Annotated in this window: 14 protein-coding genes and 1 tRNA gene; 9 read left to right on the top strand and 6 right to left on the bottom strand. The window is 44.2% G+C overall.

Translation table 11 applies throughout. The annotated features are described in order from the left end of the window. Positions 1-99: 99 nt before the first annotated feature. From M0C34_RS14020 to purU, 3 genes are all read left to right on the top strand, one after another. Positions 100-1,581: a DUF3369 domain-containing protein gene (locus tag M0C34_RS14020; RefSeq protein WP_248712308.1), complete on the top strand. Its 1,482-nt coding sequence runs from the start codon at positions 100-102 to the stop codon at positions 1,579-1,581. 100 nt (positions 1,582-1,681) lie between these two features. Continuing rightward, on the top strand, positions 1,682-2,143 hold the full coding sequence (locus M0C34_RS14025) for a YchJ family protein (protein ID WP_248712309.1): 462 nt from the start codon (positions 1,682-1,684) through the stop codon (positions 2,141-2,143). Between the two features lie 28 nt (positions 2,144-2,171). Next, positions 2,172-3,008: a formyltetrahydrofolate deformylase gene (gene purU / locus M0C34_RS14030; protein ID WP_248712310.1), complete on the top strand. Its 837-nt coding sequence runs from the start codon at positions 2,172-2,174 to the stop codon at positions 3,006-3,008. Here purU and M0C34_RS14035 read toward each other — a convergent pair. Then, entirely contained in the window at positions 3,005-3,535 is a 531-nt protein-coding gene (locus M0C34_RS14035) for a VC2046/SO_2500 family protein (protein ID WP_248712311.1), read from the bottom strand. The genes purU and M0C34_RS14035 overlap by 4 nt on opposite strands. A 167-nt stretch (positions 3,536-3,702) precedes the next feature. On the opposite strand from M0C34_RS14035, the gene M0C34_RS14040 reads away from it, so the two are divergent. Further along, positions 3,703-3,786: transfer RNA gene (locus M0C34_RS14040), tRNA-Tyr, on the top strand. Between the two features lie 221 nt (positions 3,787-4,007). Next, positions 4,008-4,769 carry a substrate-binding periplasmic protein gene (locus M0C34_RS14045; RefSeq protein WP_248712312.1) on the top strand — a complete coding sequence of 254 codons (762 nt, stop codon included), beginning with the start codon at positions 4,008-4,010 and terminating at the stop codon, positions 4,767-4,769. Between the two features lie 20 nt (positions 4,770-4,789). Here M0C34_RS14045 and M0C34_RS14050 read toward each other — a convergent pair whose 3' ends face one another. Beyond that, positions 4,790-6,562, bottom strand: coding sequence for a sigma-54-dependent Fis family transcriptional regulator (locus tag M0C34_RS14050; RefSeq protein WP_248712313.1), 1,773 nt, complete (start codon positions 6,560-6,562; stop codon positions 4,790-4,792). A gap of 244 nt (positions 6,563-6,806) precedes the next feature. On the opposite strand from M0C34_RS14050, the gene exaC reads away from it, so the two are divergent. Further along, positions 6,807-8,327: an acetaldehyde dehydrogenase ExaC gene (gene exaC / locus M0C34_RS14055; RefSeq protein ID WP_248712314.1), complete on the top strand. Its 1,521-nt coding sequence runs from the start codon at positions 6,807-6,809 to the stop codon at positions 8,325-8,327. A gap of 276 nt (positions 8,328-8,603) precedes the next feature. Next, on the top strand, positions 8,604-9,944 hold the full coding sequence (locus M0C34_RS14060; RefSeq protein ID WP_248712315.1) for a family 8 glycosyl hydrolase: 1,341 nt from the start codon (positions 8,604-8,606) through the stop codon (positions 9,942-9,944). Positions 9,945-10,012: 68 nt separating this feature from the next. Here the strand turns inward: M0C34_RS14060 and M0C34_RS14065 are convergent, their stop codons facing one another. After that, positions 10,013-10,735: an SDR family oxidoreductase gene (locus tag M0C34_RS14065; protein ID WP_248712316.1), complete on the bottom strand. Its 723-nt coding sequence runs from the start codon at positions 10,733-10,735 to the stop codon at positions 10,013-10,015. Between the two features lie 133 nt (positions 10,736-10,868). Here M0C34_RS14065 and M0C34_RS14070 point away from each other — a divergent pair, with 133 nt between their 5' ends. Then, a complete protein-coding gene (locus M0C34_RS14070) occupies positions 10,869-11,723 on the top strand; it encodes a LysR family transcriptional regulator (protein WP_248712317.1) in 855 nt (284 codons plus the stop codon). On the opposite strand, the gene M0C34_RS14075 is transcribed toward M0C34_RS14070, so the two are convergent. Then, the gene (locus M0C34_RS14075; protein ID WP_248712318.1) at positions 11,720-14,134 is read right to left on the bottom strand and encodes a beta-mannosidase; all 2,415 of its coding nucleotides are present in this window, start codon (positions 14,132-14,134) and stop codon (positions 11,720-11,722) included. The genes M0C34_RS14070 and M0C34_RS14075 overlap by 4 nt on opposite strands. Before the next feature lie 353 nt (positions 14,135-14,487). On the opposite strand from M0C34_RS14075, the gene M0C34_RS14080 reads away from it, so the two are divergent. Further along, positions 14,488-15,165, top strand: a complete 678-nt coding sequence (locus tag M0C34_RS14080) for a hypothetical protein (protein WP_248712319.1) — start codon at positions 14,488-14,490, stop codon at positions 15,163-15,165. A gap of 4 nt (positions 15,166-15,169) precedes the next feature. On the opposite strand, the gene M0C34_RS14085 is transcribed toward M0C34_RS14080, so the two are convergent. Continuing rightward, positions 15,170-15,697, bottom strand: a complete 528-nt coding sequence (locus M0C34_RS14085; RefSeq protein ID WP_248712320.1) for a SixA phosphatase family protein — start codon at positions 15,695-15,697, stop codon at positions 15,170-15,172. Positions 15,698-15,764: 67 nt separating this feature from the next. Next, positions 15,765-17,018, bottom strand: coding sequence for a glutamate-5-semialdehyde dehydrogenase (locus tag M0C34_RS14090; RefSeq protein ID WP_248712321.1), 1,254 nt, complete (start codon positions 17,016-17,018; stop codon positions 15,765-15,767). Positions 17,019-17,024: the final 6 nt, after the last annotated feature.

A 17,024-nucleotide genomic window follows, 5' to 3' on the forward strand; every position in this document is an offset into this window, starting at 1 on the left:
TGTTTGCTTGGCATAATTAACATAAATATCCTGTTACAAACGTTGAGCTTTCCTATACTGAATAATAGAGCATTCATCGGGTAAGATTGGAGAGTATAAATGAGTAGTAATGCCGAACTGTTCATTTTGGATGACGATAACGAACTTGATGTTGATGAACCAGAGTTAGAGCCATGGAAAGTCCTCATCGTAGATGATGACAGTGAGATGCATACCGTGACTAAATTGGTTCTAAACAATTTTTCTTATCAACAACGTAAACTCAGTTTTATAGATGCCTATAACGCCGCAGAAGCCTTTGAATTGCTCAGCAATCACGCTGATGTGGCAATTGCTTTGGTAGATGTGGTAATGGAGAGCGATGACGCAGGCTTACTGCTTATAGATGATATTCGTCAACGACTAAACAACCATCAAATTCGCCTTATTTTACGCACCGGACAACCCGGCTTAGCCCCTATTCGCGAAGTAATTCGCCGTTATGATGTCAGTGACTATAAAAACAAAACTGAGTTAAGTGATGTCAATTTAGATACCTTAATGTGTGCTTCACTGCGTGCCTATCAAGAGATCTCCGAATTACATTCACAACACAACAAGCTACGCGCGGTGATTAACTCCTCTCATCAAATGGCAACGGGTGAAAATGAACAAATACTGGCTCACACCACCCTACATGAACTGCGTAAACTAGCCGCCGAGACCGGCACCAAGCCAGCGCTAATTCATGGCCTTGCGATCAGTTCATATAGAGACCGCTTATGCGTATTAGATAGCATTGGTAAACTCGATTATCTAAAAGATACCCGTCACTTAAAAGAGTTACCCAATCGTCTTCAGGCGCTAATAAGCCAAGCTCAACAAAGCCAGCAGCATAGTTACGGCGACACTAACGCGCTGTTTTTTTTAGCCAACCCTCAAAGTGAGCCTTTACTGTTTTACATTGAAGGTTGGCCACACACCACTCCGCCGCAGTTTGAGCCTTTAGAGTATTATTTACAAAATACCTCGGTACGCTTAGAAAACCGTCACTTACAGAAACAACTCGCCTATGGTCAGTTACAGCTGGTCGAGATGCTTTATCAAAGTATGATGCAAGCTAAACAACGGCCTTGTGATGAACAGCTGGCAATGCAAAGCTTGTGCGAACAACTGGCGCCATGTCTAGCATTAACGGCAGAGCAAATCATCGACTTAAAGGCCTCAGCGTGGTTCTATGACTTAGCAAATGTTGGCTTACCCGATCTACTGCTCAATTGTAATATTCTGAATAGAGATATATGGCAACGCATCGAAGAACACTGCGGGCTACCAGAAAAATTGCAAGATCCTCATGTTCAGCGTGCCATTGATGCGAGCGTCATCATTGCCAATCAATGCCGTGAGCATTGGGATGGCAGTGGCAAACCGCTTGGTTTAGCAGGAGAGAGCATCCATCCCTATGCGCGCATCACGGGTTTAGCAGCATTTGCTCTGCAGCACCAGCAGCAGCCAGAGCTGGCCGAAAAACTGAAACAGGCTTCTGCGGTTAAATTTGACCCTAAATTAGTTCTGTTTGCTTTACAGGTCCTCGGCATTTAGCGCGTTAAATCAAGCAATGTGTAAACTGTAACCAATTTTCAGCTGTGTTATTGCTTGCTTCTTGTTACACTTCGCCCTTAGTCAAATTTGAGGTCTTCCGGTGTTACTTTGCCCCTGCGGCAGCGGTAGTGATTATCATCAGTGCTGCCAGCCTTATATTAGTGGATTATCCACGCCAGCTAGCTGTGAGCAGCTTATGCGCTCTCGTTATACGGCCTTCACTCTTAGTGATGCAAATTATCTTTGGCAGACTCATCACCCCGATTTTCGTCAAGGAACAATGCCAACCGCATTTAACCAAGATGACGTCAATCAGTGGGAGAAGCTACAAATTATACTTAGCTGTGACTTTAGCAACGCGCTAGGCGGAATAGTGGAATTTAAAGCCTATTACCGCGAAAATGGACAGCTACAAATATTGCACGAGCGCTCTAATTTTATCAAAGCGGATAATTGTTGGTTTTATACCGATGGTGAATTTTCGCCAAAGCCTTTGGCCCGCAATTCCTCTTGCCCTTGTGGCAGTGGGAAAAAGCTAAAACAGTGCTGTAACAAATCCTAACTTTAAAACTGAATAAATCGAAAATACAATGGAAAGAAAAATCCTTTTAACTGAATGCCCAGATGAAAAAGGCTTGATTTCAAGCATTACTAACATCTGTGCCAAGCACCAACTCAACATTATCAAGAACAACGAATTTGTTGATAATGACGCCCGCCGCTTTTTTATGCGCACGGTTTTAGAAGGCTACTTTAACGATAAGACACTACTAGCAGATCTTGATAGTGCCTTACCACAAGATAGCAGTCGCCGCTTAGAAAGTGCCGGCCGTAAGCGTATTGTCATCATGGTAACCAAAGAAGCGCATTGTTTGGGTGACTTACTGATGAAGGCTGTATACGGCGATATGGATGTAGAGATTGCCGCTGTCGTAGGCAACTACGACAGCCTGCGCGCGCTAACAGAAAAATTCGACATTCCTTTCCATCATATTAGTCACGTAGACCTTAGCCGTGAACAGCATGAACAACTGGTGATAGAAACCGTTCAGCAATACCAACCAGATTATGTGGTATTGGCTAAATACATGCGTATTTTAACGCCAACTTTTGTTGAAGCCTTTAACAATAAAATCTTAAACATTCATCATTCATTCCTGCCAGCCTTCATTGGCGCAAAGCCTTACCAGCAAGCTTATGATCGTGGAGTGAAAATCATTGGGGCCACCGCCCACTTTGTGAATAATGATTTAGATGAAGGCCCTATCGTTGAACAACATGTTATTCATGTTGACCATAGTTACACGGCAGAAGAAATGGCCAAGGCTGGTCGTGATGTCGAAAAAGCGGTATTAAGTAAAGCTCTACAGCAAGTATTAGATGAAAAAGTATTTGTTTACGGCAATCGTACCGTGGTGTTTCGCTAATTAAAGTGCTGCACCTTAAGTGGCTTCGAATAATCGAAGTCACTTAGTACGTGATACATATCAGCGCCTTTCACCTCAACATCGGGTATTGCCTGTAATGGCTTGCTACCCACTCCGTGCTTTAAGCGGGTTAATAGATCGACGTTGTTCATCACTTCTTCAGAGATACCGTCTACGCTATCGTCAGCGTAAGCTGCGTAACCATGTAAGGCTTGCTCTAAACGAATAGCTTCAACAGCCCCACTATGTAAATGCTTACTCCAATTTGCCTGAATATCAAATTCATCAGCTTGCGCTGCTAATGGACGGTTTGGATGTAATTGAAACTTAGTACGAAGATCCTGTTGAACTTGCTCGTGGGCTTTTTTCTGTAATGAGAACTGCGCTTGATCGCAAACGTTTGGGCTCAGCATACTTAATAGCAAATGAAAGCGAGCATGTTCACCATGGTTGGTACAACGGTTTAAACTATCACCTAGCTGTAACTCATCACATAAGCTGTTACTTCTAATTTGCTCAACTAACATGCTTGCCCCTTTCTAATCCTAATACCGTTATCGGGTACTCGCGGTAAATCTTTAGTAAATACCGAGCAAATGCGCAGATTATAAGCAAACAGTCTACTTAAGGTAAAAATGTCTCTTTTTTTACTTTACAGCCCCACAAGTTCTGGTAATATCCCGCTCCACAAGTAGGAGGGGTTCCCGAGTGGCCAAAGGGAACAGATTGTAAATCTGTCGCGAAAGCTTCGGTGGTTCGAATCCACCTCCCTCCACCATATTGTTAAAAAAAGACACCTTAGGGTGTCTTTTTTTATACCTGCTCGCCCAAGCATCTTAAATAATAATCGCCGTAACTTATCTAAGCCATCCTCACCAGACCCGTATTCATAGCCTTCACAGGCACAACAAGCAGCCTACCCCTTATTGGGTAGGGTGATTTTTCTATTATCGATTAATATTAAGTGTGAGTAATTGAGAAATACCAGCAGGAGAATACATGAGAAACAGGCTAATAGTATCGCTATTGTTAATCGTCTTTAGTGTCGGAGCCAAAGCAGAAGCTGAAACGTTCAGTTATTACTCGATTAATTTCACCCCCGCAGCTTATCAAAGTGATGATGGTATAACCGGATACTATGCTGATATCTTACGTCGTGTCGCTGAAGAGTTAGGCCAAAACCCAATAGATATTAATCTTGTTCCCTACCCGAGAATGGCTCGCATACTCAATAACAACCAAAATGAAGTCATCATCGCCTGCCTCTTCCCTAGTGCAAACTTCAAACCGCACATCTATCAACCCACGTCTGTCGGAACCTTTGAAACAGCAGTGGTAACCTTGCAAAACTCACCGTTAAACTGGGATAGCATTATTGATAAAAGAGTGGCTACGGTGCGCGGCGCCAGCAAAGTGTACGGTGAAAAATTTCACGACTTAGTGCTTAATAACAGCATAAAACTTATCGCCGTAAAGGATTACTACCAAGGTATACAAATGCTCAAAGCGGGCAGAATAGATGCCTTTGCCGGTAACTTATATGCCACCTTAGTGATGGCAGCAGATGAAGATATCGCCTTATCCGAGCCAATGCTTATCAGTGAAAAGCAATCTATGATCACCATTTCTATCGCACCACATATTGAGAATGGCGATCAAATTGTTGCTCAAGTTAGCGACATCGTTAATAAAATGCGAGACAGCGGCGAACTGCAAGATATTATTGAGAAGTACCTACCTAATGCTGAACAGCAACGTTAAACCGCTTATTTGTACCTAGCCTAGCGTATCAGCTGAAGCTTTTTTAATTTTCGGTACAAGGTGGTTCGACTAATACCAAGCTGTTCTGCACTTTTGCTAATATTCCCCTTACAGTGCTGATATACCCGCGCAATATTATCATCAATGCATTGCTTAATATTGGAATTATCGGGCTGCGATGGCTTCGTCATTGCACTTAATTTCAGCTGGAGTGACTCAGGTAAATCATCCCACTGCAAAACATTTTTATGTTCAGACATTAAACAAGCTACTTGCATAAAGTTATCTAACTCTCGCAGGTTTCCTGGCCAGTCATAGCCAAGTAATAAGGCATTGAGTTCACTGCATATCGTTTGCGCTACGCTATATTTACTGTGTAGCTCTGATACCAAGGCATTAATATCTGAACGCTCCCGTAAAGCCGGAAGCACTATTTGTAGACCATTTAATCGGTAATAGAGGTCTTCTCTAAATAGCCCATTTTTAACTTGTCGCTGAAGATCAACATGGGTGGCGGCCACCACTTGAATATTCACCGGATAGCATTGGTTCCCGCCCACTGGCACCACTTCTCTTTCTTGCAATACGCGTAATAAACGGGATTGGGCAGCCAGAGGCATTTCTCCAATTTCATCTAGAAATAAAAAGCCACCATCCGCTTGACGAATTTTGCCCAAATACCCTTTTGGATTAGCCCCAGTAAACGCACCAGCCTGATAGCCAAACAATTCAGCTTCTAGTAAGTCAGTAGGCAGCGCAGCACAATTTACCGCCTGGAGAACCTGCTGAGAACGCCCACTATACTTATGTAAGCGCTTAACAAACTGCTCTTTACCTACACCTGTTTCTCCCAAGATCAGTAAAGGGATCGACTTAGCGATAACTTTATTGGCATGCCACCAAGCTTTTTGCATTCGCGCATCATCTGCGGCCAATAAGCTAGGGTTGCTGGCGTTTTTCACCGATGACACAACCGAATGGGCAGGTTTTAATGCTTTGGTCTGTAAATGCAGCTTTGTCTGCTTATTGGATGCACTTTGGTGCCACTGTTCACCTAGGTGAAAATCAATGCTTTCTCCAATCTTCATTCTTTTTATGAGTTGTTGAGCCATCGGGTTATGACCCAAAATTTTGCCCTCACTGTCCGCGACCACAATGCCCTGCCAACCCGAATCAAGTAAATGCGCTTGTGGCGCAACATCAATACGGTAATGGCTATCTGGAAGCTGGCATAACATGGCCGTTTCCACTTGTTGAGCAAGACTGCTAATCAACAACATTGTTTGCTGATTATGCCGATGTTGTTCGCTGGTAATATCTAACACTGCGACCATTTCTCCCTTAGGTGAAAAAATGGGGCTGGCGCTGCAACTCATAAAACGATGATGCTTAATAAAATGCTGTTCACCAATCACCGATACTGGCTGCTGCATTGCAATAGCTGTCCCTATTGCGTTAGTACCTTTGTAGTTTTCAGACCAATTAACCCCTGTTTCTAAGGCAATATTGGCTAATTTGTCGGCGTACTTTTCTGCGCCCCAGAAATCAATCACAAAACCGTCGATATCAGACAAAATCAACCTGCTAGAGCGATGAGCCATCAATTGCTCAAATAAGGGAAACGCATAGCGGTCAACCAGCTCAATAAGGCCGCGATGTTTATGTAATCGTTGCTGCAGTTGGCTTTTGTCTAAACGTAACTCTTCTGGAGAGTGCCATTCTGATAAGCCAGCGCTTTGACTGCGTGACCAAGAAGCATCAAGAGTAGTAGAAAGTAACGCACGAGCGGTCATAGTACTGTTCCAATATGTAACACATCTACTGTGCCAAAATATAACAGTGTGACACTCCGCCACGAGCACTTACTCGAAGACATCCACACCCCAAAAATCTGTTTGTCTTAACAATCATAGCTTTACATTTCATTAACAATAAGCCAACCCAACTTGGTGCAAGCCTTGCTATATAGGAGTCTAGCGTGTAACACACACGCCAACAATGAAACATTTTAATAACAACTAGAAAAGGAACTCAACTATGGTTTACACACAACCAGGTAAAGCAGGTTCACTCATTACTTTTAAAGAGCAATACGACAACTTTATTGGTGGCGAATGGGTTGCGCCACAAAACAAGCAATACTTTGACAACCGCTCACCGGTGAACGGTGAGGTGTATTGTAAAGTGGCAAGATCAGACGCTCACGATATTGGCCTAGCACTTGATGCCGCTCACGCAGCCCGAGAAAGCTGGGGCAATACTTCAGTAGCCGAGCGCTCCAATATGTTACTGCGCATTGCCGATAGAATTGAGCAAAACCTCGAGTATTTAGCCGTTGCTGAGGCTTGGGAAAACGGTAAAGCTATTCGAGAAACCTTAAACGCTGATTTACCTCTAGTGGTTGACCACTTCCGTTATTTTGCGGGCTGTATACGCGCCCAAGAAGGTGGCGCAGCTGATCTTGATGCAACAACGGTCAGTTATCACTTCCCTGAGCCCTTAGGTGTTGTGGGCCAAATCATCCCTTGGAACTTCCCATTACTGATGGCCGCCTGGAAGTTAGGTCCAGCCTTAGCTGCTGGCAATTGTGTGGTGCTAAAACCTGCCGAGCAAACTCCCGCTTCAATATTGGTATTAATGGAGCTGATTGAAGATTTAGTGCCCAAAGGGGTGATTAATGTAGTGAATGGTTTTGGTGAAGAGGCAGGCCAAGCGTTAGCCATTAGCCCGCGAATAGCTAAACTTGCCTTTACTGGCTCCACTGAGATTGGCCAACATATATTGAAATGTGCAGCGGATTCATTAATCCCTTCTACGGTAGAGCTGGGTGGTAAATCGCCTAACGTTATTTTTGCCGATGTTATGGAGCATGAAGATGAGTACTTAGACAAAACCATTGAAGGTTTACTACTGGCCTTTTTCAATCAAGGCGAAGTATGTACTTGTCCCTCTCGCGCCCTTATTCAAGAATCTATTTACGACAAATTTATGCTGCGGGTTTTAGAGCGAGTAAAAACCATTAAACAAGGAGACCCTCTAGACACCGACACCCAAGTCGGCGCACAAGTATCGAAAGAGCAGCTCGATAGAATTATGAGCTACTTAGCAATTGGCAAAAACGAAGGGGCTGAGTTATTAACAGGAGGGATTACCGCCAACTTAAGCGGAGAGCACAATAACGGTTACTACGTTAGCCCGACAATTCTAAAAGGCACCAATGACATGCGAATATTCCAAGAGGAAATATTCGGACCAGTGATTTCTGTGACTACCTTTAAAGATGAAGCTGAAGCGCTACAAATAGCCAACGATAGTGAATATGGCTTGGGAGCGGGTGTATGGACCCGCGATATGAACTTAGCACAGCGTATGGGCCGCAATATTCAAGCGGGGCGAGTTTGGATTAACTGCTACCACGCCTACCCCGCTCATGCAGCCTTTGGTGGTTATAAGCGCTCGGGGATTGGTCGTGAAACTCATAAAGTGGCTATATCCCACTATCAAAACACTAAAAATTTATTAGTGAGTTACGATATCAATCCATTAGGCTTCTTTTAAGCCTACCAACTCATCACTAAATAAAGAGAGGGAGGCCTCTCTTTGTTTTATAACAACGCAAATACCCCACTACAATCATCTGAGTTAAAAAACGTAACTAGCGTTATGCGATATTGCGCAAATTATCTAGATTTCACAGTGAATTACCTAAAATCACAGTATGAGCCCCTTCTTGGTTCATCTAGCCTAAAACGGTTATGCGAGGTCGTACCATTCCAACGGGTCTCGTAACAAGCTTCAAATTCAGAGAAAAAGCTAACTAAGGTGATTATGACAATGAATATTTTCAGTACTAACAGTAGTGCACTTGTAAATACGGTGAGAGCCCTTGCCTTTTGTGCATTACCTTTAGGTTTAGCATCATGTGCCTCTTCTGCAGACAGTACCGCAAACAACTCAGTAGACATGGCAAAGCCTAGCAAGGCAACAAGCACCGCGCCGGGTGCTTTTTACAGCGGAGAATACCGCAATGCCTTTGTTGAGTTAGGCATCGCTACGCCTGAGCAAGTCACCAAAAAAGTTAACGATACTTACCAGCAGTTGTTTTACTCTGACTCGCGAGATGAAGGCGGCAAAGCGGTATTTTTTCCTGTAGGGGAAGATATGGGCTTTATTAAAGACATTGGCAGTAACGACATTCGCTCTGAAGGCATGTCTTACGGCATGATGATCGCCGTACAAATGGACGATCAGGCCATGTTCAATAAACTATGGAAGTTTTCTAAAACTTACATGCAACATCAAGACGGGTGGTACCAAGACTACTTTGCTTGGCATCTAGAAGCTAAAGCCCCTTTTACCCGCAAAGATAACAACCCTGCACCCGATGGTGAGCTTTATTTTGCCATGGCGCTAATGTTTGCTGAACACCGCTGGGGCGCTGGCGATGGTGTTTTTCAATACAAAGATGAAGCGAATGTGATTCTGCAAGCGATGGTGAACAAGCAAGAAACCAACTCTCAAGTGCCCATGTTCAACCGTGAAGCAAAACAGATACTATTTGTCACTGAGAAAAGCTTAGGCCTATATACTGACCCTTCTTATCACGTCGCAGCCTTTTATGAACTCTTTGCACGTTGGGCTGATGAAGATAATCAACTGTGGGCTGACGCAGCCAAAGTTAGCCGCGACTACTTATACAATGCGTCTCACCCAGAAACCGGTTTGTACTCTGAGTATGCAGCATTTGATGGAACACCTCAAAAAACCTCATTTAACGACATTAGCCACAAATCAGGTTACGACGCCTTTCGTGTTATTGGCAACATAGCCATGGACCATCACTGGTTTAATGCAGACCCAAGACAGCAAGAGTTAGCCGACCGAATGATTAGCTTTTACGCTGACGAATACAAACGTAAAGGTCAAAACTATGCGGTACATGAAATGGATGGAAAAATCGTTTCTGAATGGGGCAGTTCTGGTCAAAATGCCATGAATGGTACCGCGGCAATGATCACTGATAGCCAAGATGCTAAAGACTTTACCCAGCGCTTATGGAAGCAAGCGACGCCAACCGGTAAATGGCGCTATTATGACGGTTTATTGCACATGTTCTCGGTATTACAAATGGCCGGCGAATACCAAATTTACGGACCCACTGACGCCACCCATTAAGCCATCATTCAGCCCTACATAATATAAAAGAGAGCCTAGGCTCTCTTTTATATTTGCTACCTTCATGCCTAAGCAGGTTGACCAGTGGCTGCTAGCACCACTTCACGAATACACACGTTTTGCGGCTGGCCATAAGCGTAAGCTACAGCGTCTGCAATGTTTTGGGTATTTAATACGCCGCCCATTTCTTCTTTCCATACTTCGTAGCCGTCTTTAATTTCTTGGCTAGTGGTATGGCTAAGTAATTCAGTTTCTACTGCACCAGGGGCAATGACGGTTACCCGCACATTATCACCAGCGACTTCTTCACGAATGTTCTCACTGATCGCGTGTACCGCAAACTTAGTACCGCAATACGCAGCATGACTAGGAAAGGTTTTACGCCCAGCAATTGAACTCACGTTGATAATAGTGCCTTGCTGGCGCTGCTTCATGCCTGCTAATACCAAGTGAATACCATTAAGTAAGCCCATAACGTTTACGTCCAACATGGTTTTCCACTCGCTAGGAGCTTGCTCGTGAGCCGCTCCCAATAGCATGACTCCGGCATTGTTTAACAACATATCTACTGGGCCATACAAGGCTTCGGCATCTTTAATTGCTTGCTCAAAGTCGGCAAGTTCAGTGACATCTACTTTACGACAAAGGGTATTTGGCAGGTTTAGCGCTTCTAATCGCTCAATACGACGCGCTACCAATAACAGCGGGTGACCCGCAGCCGACAAGGTTTTTGCACATGCTTCGCCAATTCCAGAACTGGCACCAGTAATAACAACTAAAGGCTTAGACATAAGATTCTCCAATACATAAATAACCCACCACAAGACGCTACATTTGCGCCTGCTGCTTTATTGGCGCTCACTATAGTTCTGCTATATATAGGTGTAAAATACCGTTTTCCTCTGGTTATCATAGGTAATAGTTATGGATGTGCGTTTACTTAAATTTTTTGTGGCTGTTTTTGAAGAGCGCTCGATGACAGCCGCTGCCGAGCGTTGTTATGTCTCTCAGCCATCGCTATCTTCGGCGATTAAGCAACTTGAGTCTGAACTAGAGGTTCAACTATTTATTCGCCATAAGCGCGGGGTTGATTTAACCGACCAAGCCCACCACCTATACCCTTTAGCTGTTCAAGCGCTGGGCCAGTTGAATAAAATGTCTAGCTTATTTGCCAATCTCCCTGCTAGTTTGCCGCTAAAGCTAGCTAACTTTCACGATATTAGCCCCAGCTTGTTGGCTAAGTTCATTGCTCACTGTAAGCAACAACAGCCCTTGTTTAAATTTGAATTATTGGACGTTCAAGATACTCAAGCGCAAGCTCGGTTAAGCCTTGATGTATTAAAGCAGGAAGATGAATTGTTCATTCCACTGTGGGATGAAGATTACGTATTGTGTGTGCCTCAGCAGCACGAACTCGCCAAGCAGCAGCAAGTAGAGATTGCCGCGCTAAACAACTACGACTTTATTGAATGTGTGGCCTGCGAAGCTCACCAGCAAACCTTGAGCCTACTGGCCTCACAAGGTTTTGCAGTAAACCTAGTAGCCAAAGCCCAACATAAAACCCAAGTAAAACACCTGGTCAGCGCCGGTATAGGCATCTCATTCTTGCCTACAGGCGTATTAGAAACCTCAGCCGATTTACAACAAGTTAAGTTACTAGCGCCGCGCATGTATCGCAGCATTGGCTTGTGTATTAAAGCCAGTGCCAGTGCTAAACCTGCGCTGGCCGCATTAATTGATGCGGCAAACACATGGTCAAGCCATGACAAAACGAGCTAATAGCTATCCGCCAGATGATAAACCCGCAAACTACTCACCATTGATGCAAAGTCATCACCCAAATATTTGATAGTTTGCGGCTGATTAGCCAACAAAGTAATGCTTGAATCAGAAAAGCGACCCGGAGCATCACTTTCTAAATGAACAAAAAACGCCGGCTTATCTGCTAACAAAATAATGGTTCTAGTACTTTCATCCACCGCGCAAGAGACTTTAGCCTTAGCTAAAGGTAAGTTTTTGTAGTTATCCCCTACCCAAGTATTTTGAACGCGAGAACCCTCACATGTGAGTGAAACAATCAAAAAGCCTTGCGTACGCCACTCATCAAGTTGCGCTTTAGCACATTGCCACGCTGACACATTGGCATCTGGCTCAAGGCTTAAGGCCAACTGCTCGCTAAATTCCACCTTGCCTTGCCAGTTCACTCGCTGAAGGTACACCTTAATAGACTTGGTTTTGGGGCTGTCGTTAATAATTCGCAGTTCCAAACCCTGCTCATCCTCAATAAAGCTCGGGTATTGAGGAGCAAAAAAACGCTTCGCATGGTAATGAAGCTGCTTCCAACGACCGCTATATTCAATACTCGACCACGAGCTCACGGGCCAATTATCATTAAGCTGCCAATACAGCATGCCTCTGCATTGGGGGCTATTGGCTCGCCAATAGTCACAGGCCGTTTTTATCGCCAATGCTTGTTGCACTTGGCTCAAATAAAGCATTTGTTCAAAGTTTGCCGGAAAGCGGAACATCCGCGTAAACATCTCGGTAATAATGCTATTACCACTAGGGTTCTTTTGATGAGCTTCAAAAGTGGGTGAGCAAATATTCCAGTCACCTTTGGGCACAAAACTTTTCACCTCGGCCAATGAAGGCCAAGATTGATAGCCAAACTCAGAGCAAAAACGAGGCTTAATTTGTTGGTAAGCAGAGAAAGATTTACCCGAATGCCAAACATCCCAGAAGTGCATATCGCCTTTACTGTCATCATGCCACGCATCACCATAATCTAATGCGCCATTACAGGGCGAACTAGGCCAAAATACCCGGCTAGCATCATGCTGTTCTACCGTCTGTTGAATAGCGCGATTAAGCCTGTCGTAATTCACCACATAGCGCTCTCGATTAGCTTTGGATTCTGGGTACCAGTTAATTGCGCCAATCACTTCGTTGTCGCCACACCACAGCACAATGCAGCTATGGTCGCGTAAACGTTGAATTTGGTCACTTAACTCTAGCTGCACATTGGCCACAAAGTCATCGGTAGATGGATACAATGAGCAAGCAAACATCATGTCTTGCCACACCATTAAGCCTAACTCATCACACAGTTGATAAAACTCGTCAGCCTCGTATTGGCCGCCGCCCCAAACCCGTAACATATTCATATTGGCGGTTTTAGCATCAGTTAATAGATGGCGATAACGCTCTGCTGTTTGCCTAGATGGCATCGCATCAAGCGGGATCCAGTTAGCGCCTTTGGCGGTAATGGGGCAATCGTTAATCACAAAGGTCATTGCAGAACCATGGCTATCGGCTCGCGTATCTAGATCTAGTTTTCGCAAGCCAATTTTCTTATCAATGCGCTGCTCAGCTAACGTAACTTGCAGCAAATACAAAGGCTGCTCACCATAACCAGCTGGCCACCATAGCTGTGGCTCCGCAATGTGGAATCGCGCCTCCGTAATGGATGATTCAGTTGAGGGCTGTATTTGCAAGGCATGCTCTGCAAATTGAATATCAATTGGTGAGCGGCAAGATGAGTCATGACTAACCTTAACCACTACATCCACACTGTTGTAATGCCACTGCTGCTCAACCTGCACAGCTAACAATCGAGCTTGGTTAGTGAACTTAATTTCCACTGGATCGTAAATACCATTCACCATCAAGCAAATCCCCCAATCCCAGCCAGCGTGGCACTGCGACTTGCGTAAACTGTTCATATAAGGAATTTGGTTGTTGCCCATGGAAGATGGGACGGCAAAGGGTAAAGTACTTGCTCGTTGCTTTGCGGCTAAATCAGAACGGGAAAACCGTACTTGCAGCTGATTACTGCCAGCCTTTAAATAAGGCTTAATATTAAAAGACCACAAACGAAACATATTGTCGCATTGCGCAACTAAATGCTGGTTAATATAGATATCGGCAACGGTATCTACACGCCCTAGTTGTAAATCGATAAAGTCGCTGTCGAGCTGCGAAGCGCTTAACTCAAAGCGAGTAGATAGCGTCCAATTAGCCTCACCCACCCACTGAACATCTGCTTCATTACGGGCTTGGTAAGGATCGGCAATTAAACCCGCCTCAAGCAATGCCGAATGGTTATCACCGGGAATCTGGCAAGCTACCTTAATCTCTGGGTAATTAGCAGAACTTAACAGCCATGGTTGGTTTAGGATTATCTGCGTCATTTAAGCACTCACTAAGCATTACAACATAGGGTTTATATGCAGCCTACGTAGTGCAGATACCAGGAACAAGTGATAGAGAAATGCTTTGTGGAAGGTATCAAAAATTACCGGTGTTGGCTGATAAAGTTTCAAGAGCGTTATAGCGTTTTTATAACTTTGTGCTTATAACTTCACCCACAAAAACACTGCGCTTGTACACCTGCAAATGGCAGTTACTGTTTCTCACTGACGTCTGCATATTTTCATGTTGATATTTTTATTATTTTTCGTGCTAGGTTGCTGGTTTAGCTTAGGAAAGGTGATAGCCTAGCTTTTATCAAAAAAGTGAGAGTAGGAAAACTGCTAATGGAGATTTGGGTATCCGCGATATTTTAGTAACAGATCGTTCAGTAGCAGAGTTTTGCTCAATATTCGATTCAGAAATTACGGTGATAACTAATTTGCTTGAGCAAAGTGAATCTTGCTTTGAGCACTATTTTAGTGAGCCTGAAAAACAAAAATACAAATGGGTGCAGGAATTTACATTTATGACCGTAGAGTCCCTTGTTACAGCAACAAGGCTTTTGATCGAAGGGCATATTAATGCGTCTGGAAATACCATGAGGATTTCCTATGAATCTCTATGTTTAGCAATTCTACTTAGTGCAGAGAGCAATGTTTTAATAAGTAAGAGTAAAAAAGCAGAACCAGTCGACTTTTATAAGTCTTATTTGCAAGGAAATAAAAATACCAAAGCTCATAAGGCCATCGATATTGTTTTATTAAACGCTGATACTTTAGGCTTAATTGAAGGCTATGAGTGGCTCAAACAAGCAAAGGATTTTTATAATGGTTATAGCCACGCATCAATAATGACAATGGGCTCATTGATGTTACCTTCGGGCAAGCCAATTATTGCAGGTGGTTTTTATAAGGATAAATTAGACTTATATAAAGACCACTTAAAGTTCATTGCCAGATTAGCAAAACATCTACCAAGGCTTATTGAGGTAGTAGCTTTACGCAATTTAAAAAGCGCTTTAAATGAGTGATAGCCTACAACCTTGCTACCAAAAATTTTGGCGTATCAAACAAACTTAAATAGGCGCTTTGCTCACTCCAATCTTGCCAATCTAACTCAGCCTCAATTACCGCTAGGCTGGCGGTAGGAAACTTGATTAAGTCTTCACCCGTTAAGTAGTTAACGAGGTCTTCAAAGGCTGGGTTATGCCCTACTAGCGCAATTTTGTTTATTTGCTTAGGCAAGCTTTGAATATGTACCAGCAAATCTGCCCAGCGAAAAGTATATAGGCTGTTTTCACAACAAGTTTGAAGGTCAACTTCTACTTCTCTACCTTTAAGGTATTGGCTGCGCTGTGCTAGCCAGTATTCACAAGTTTGCTGGGCACGCAGTGCTGGTGAGTAATGTACTGATTCAAGCTGAGAAAACTGGCTAGCGTAGTGGCTTGCCATAAGCTGTGCGGCTTTTTGGCCGCGCTCTGCTAAGGGGCGTTGTTTGTCACTTAAACTTGGGTCATCCCAACTGGAATTAGCATGGCGAATTAACCAAAGCTGTCGAGTCATCGTTTTACTCCCACGCCAAAAACAAAAAAGCCTGCAAAGCAGGCTTTTAGCATAAGTGAATAGCGGCTTAAGGGCGAGCTAACATGTCGCCAACACCAATCCACTTGTAAGAGGTTAACTCTTCTAAGCCCATAGGGCCGCGAGCATGTAGCTTCTGGGTAGATACTGCTACTTCGGCACCTAAACCAAACTGGGCACCGTCGGTAAAGCGAGTAGAGGCATTTACATATACCGCGGCAGAACCCGCAGCATTCACAAAACGCTCTACGGCATTTAAGTTATTCGACAATATCGCATCTGAGTGGCTAGCGTTATGGGTACGCATGTGAGCAATCGCTTCTTCTACATCTGCCACCACTTTTACGCCCAAGGTGTAGCTTAGCCATTCGGTATCAAAGTCACCGTCGCCTGCCGCTTGCAAATCTTTGGCATTTGCTAAGCCAGCCATAGCATTTTCGGTAGCCACTAACTTAACCGATGAATTGTTCATGCAATCGGCCAACATTGGCAGCAACTCGGCAGCTACGTTTTGGTCAACTAACAGGCTGTCTAAGGCATTACATGCCGATGGACGCTGAACTTTTGAATTCTCAATAACATTGAGAGCAGCAGCCACATCAACCGAGTTATCTACATAAATATGGCTAATACCAAAGCCGCCAATGATCACAGGGATGGTACTGTTCTCTTGACACATTTTGTGCAAACCAGCGCCACCACGAGGAATAATCATATCTACATATTCGTCTAAACGTAATAACTCGGCCACCAGCTCACGGTCTGGTTTGGCGATGTATTGCACAGCCGCTGCTGGTAACCCACTTTGTTTAAGTGCTGATTGAATCACCTCAACCAAGGCCATGTTTGAGTGGAAGGTCTCTTTACCGCCACGCAAAATACTGGCGTTGCCGGTCTTTAAACATAGCGCTGCGATATCAATAGTTACGTTAGGGCGGGCTTCATAAATAACCCCTACTACGCCAAGCGGCACACGGCGGCGCGATAAGCGCAGGCCATTTTCTAATACGCGGCAATCCATTTCGCTACCGATAGGATCGTTCAGCGAAATAACGTTGCGAACATCGCTAGCAATACCGGCTAGTCGCTCACTGTTTAGCATTAAGCGGTCGAGTAAAGCGTCAGATAAACCCGATTGGCGAGCTGCGTCTAAATCAATTTTGTTAGCCGCCAAAATGCTTTCTTGCTGAGCTTCAAGCTGATCAGCAATGGCCGCCAAGGCTGCGTTTTTTTGGCTAGTACTTAAGGTGGCCAAATCAAAGCTGGCTTGTTTAGCCTGTTGACCTAGTTGTTGTAAACTCATTAGATA

This window comes from Agarivorans sp. TSD2052 (genome assembly GCF_023238625.1).
Taxonomy (GTDB): domain Bacteria; phylum Pseudomonadota; class Gammaproteobacteria; order Enterobacterales; family Celerinatantimonadaceae; genus Agarivorans.

Coding starts and splice junctions, on each gene's coding strand:
- M0C34_RS14020 (WP_248712308.1), top strand. CDS start 100: ATGAGTAGTAATGCCGAACTGTTCATTTTGGATGACGATAACGAACTT.
- M0C34_RS14085 (WP_248712320.1), bottom strand. CDS start 15,697: ATGACTCGACAGCTTTGGTTAATTCGCCATGCTAATTCCAGTTGGGAT.
- exaC (WP_248712314.1), top strand. CDS start 6,807: ATGGTTTACACACAACCAGGTAAAGCAGGTTCACTCATTACTTTTAAA.
- M0C34_RS14060 (WP_248712315.1), top strand. CDS start 8,604: ATGAATATTTTCAGTACTAACAGTAGTGCACTTGTAAATACGGTGAGA.
- M0C34_RS14050 (WP_248712313.1), bottom strand. CDS start 6,562: ATGACCGCTCGTGCGTTACTTTCTACTACTCTTGATGCTTCTTGGTCA.
- M0C34_RS14075 (WP_248712318.1), bottom strand. CDS start 14,134: ATGACGCAGATAATCCTAAACCAACCATGGCTGTTAAGTTCTGCTAAT.
- M0C34_RS14070 (WP_248712317.1), top strand. CDS start 10,869: ATGGATGTGCGTTTACTTAAATTTTTTGTGGCTGTTTTTGAAGAGCGC.
- M0C34_RS14045 (WP_248712312.1), top strand. CDS start 4,008: ATGAGAAACAGGCTAATAGTATCGCTATTGTTAATCGTCTTTAGTGTC.
- purU (WP_248712310.1), top strand. CDS start 2,172: ATGGAAAGAAAAATCCTTTTAACTGAATGCCCAGATGAAAAAGGCTTG.
- M0C34_RS14090 (WP_248712321.1), bottom strand. CDS start 17,018: ATGAGTTTACAACAACTAGGTCAACAGGCTAAACAAGCCAGCTTTGAT.
- M0C34_RS14035 (WP_248712311.1), bottom strand. CDS start 3,535: ATGTTAGTTGAGCAAATTAGAAGTAACAGCTTATGTGATGAGTTACAG.
- M0C34_RS14065 (WP_248712316.1), bottom strand. CDS start 10,735: ATGTCTAAGCCTTTAGTTGTTATTACTGGTGCCAGTTCTGGAATTGGC.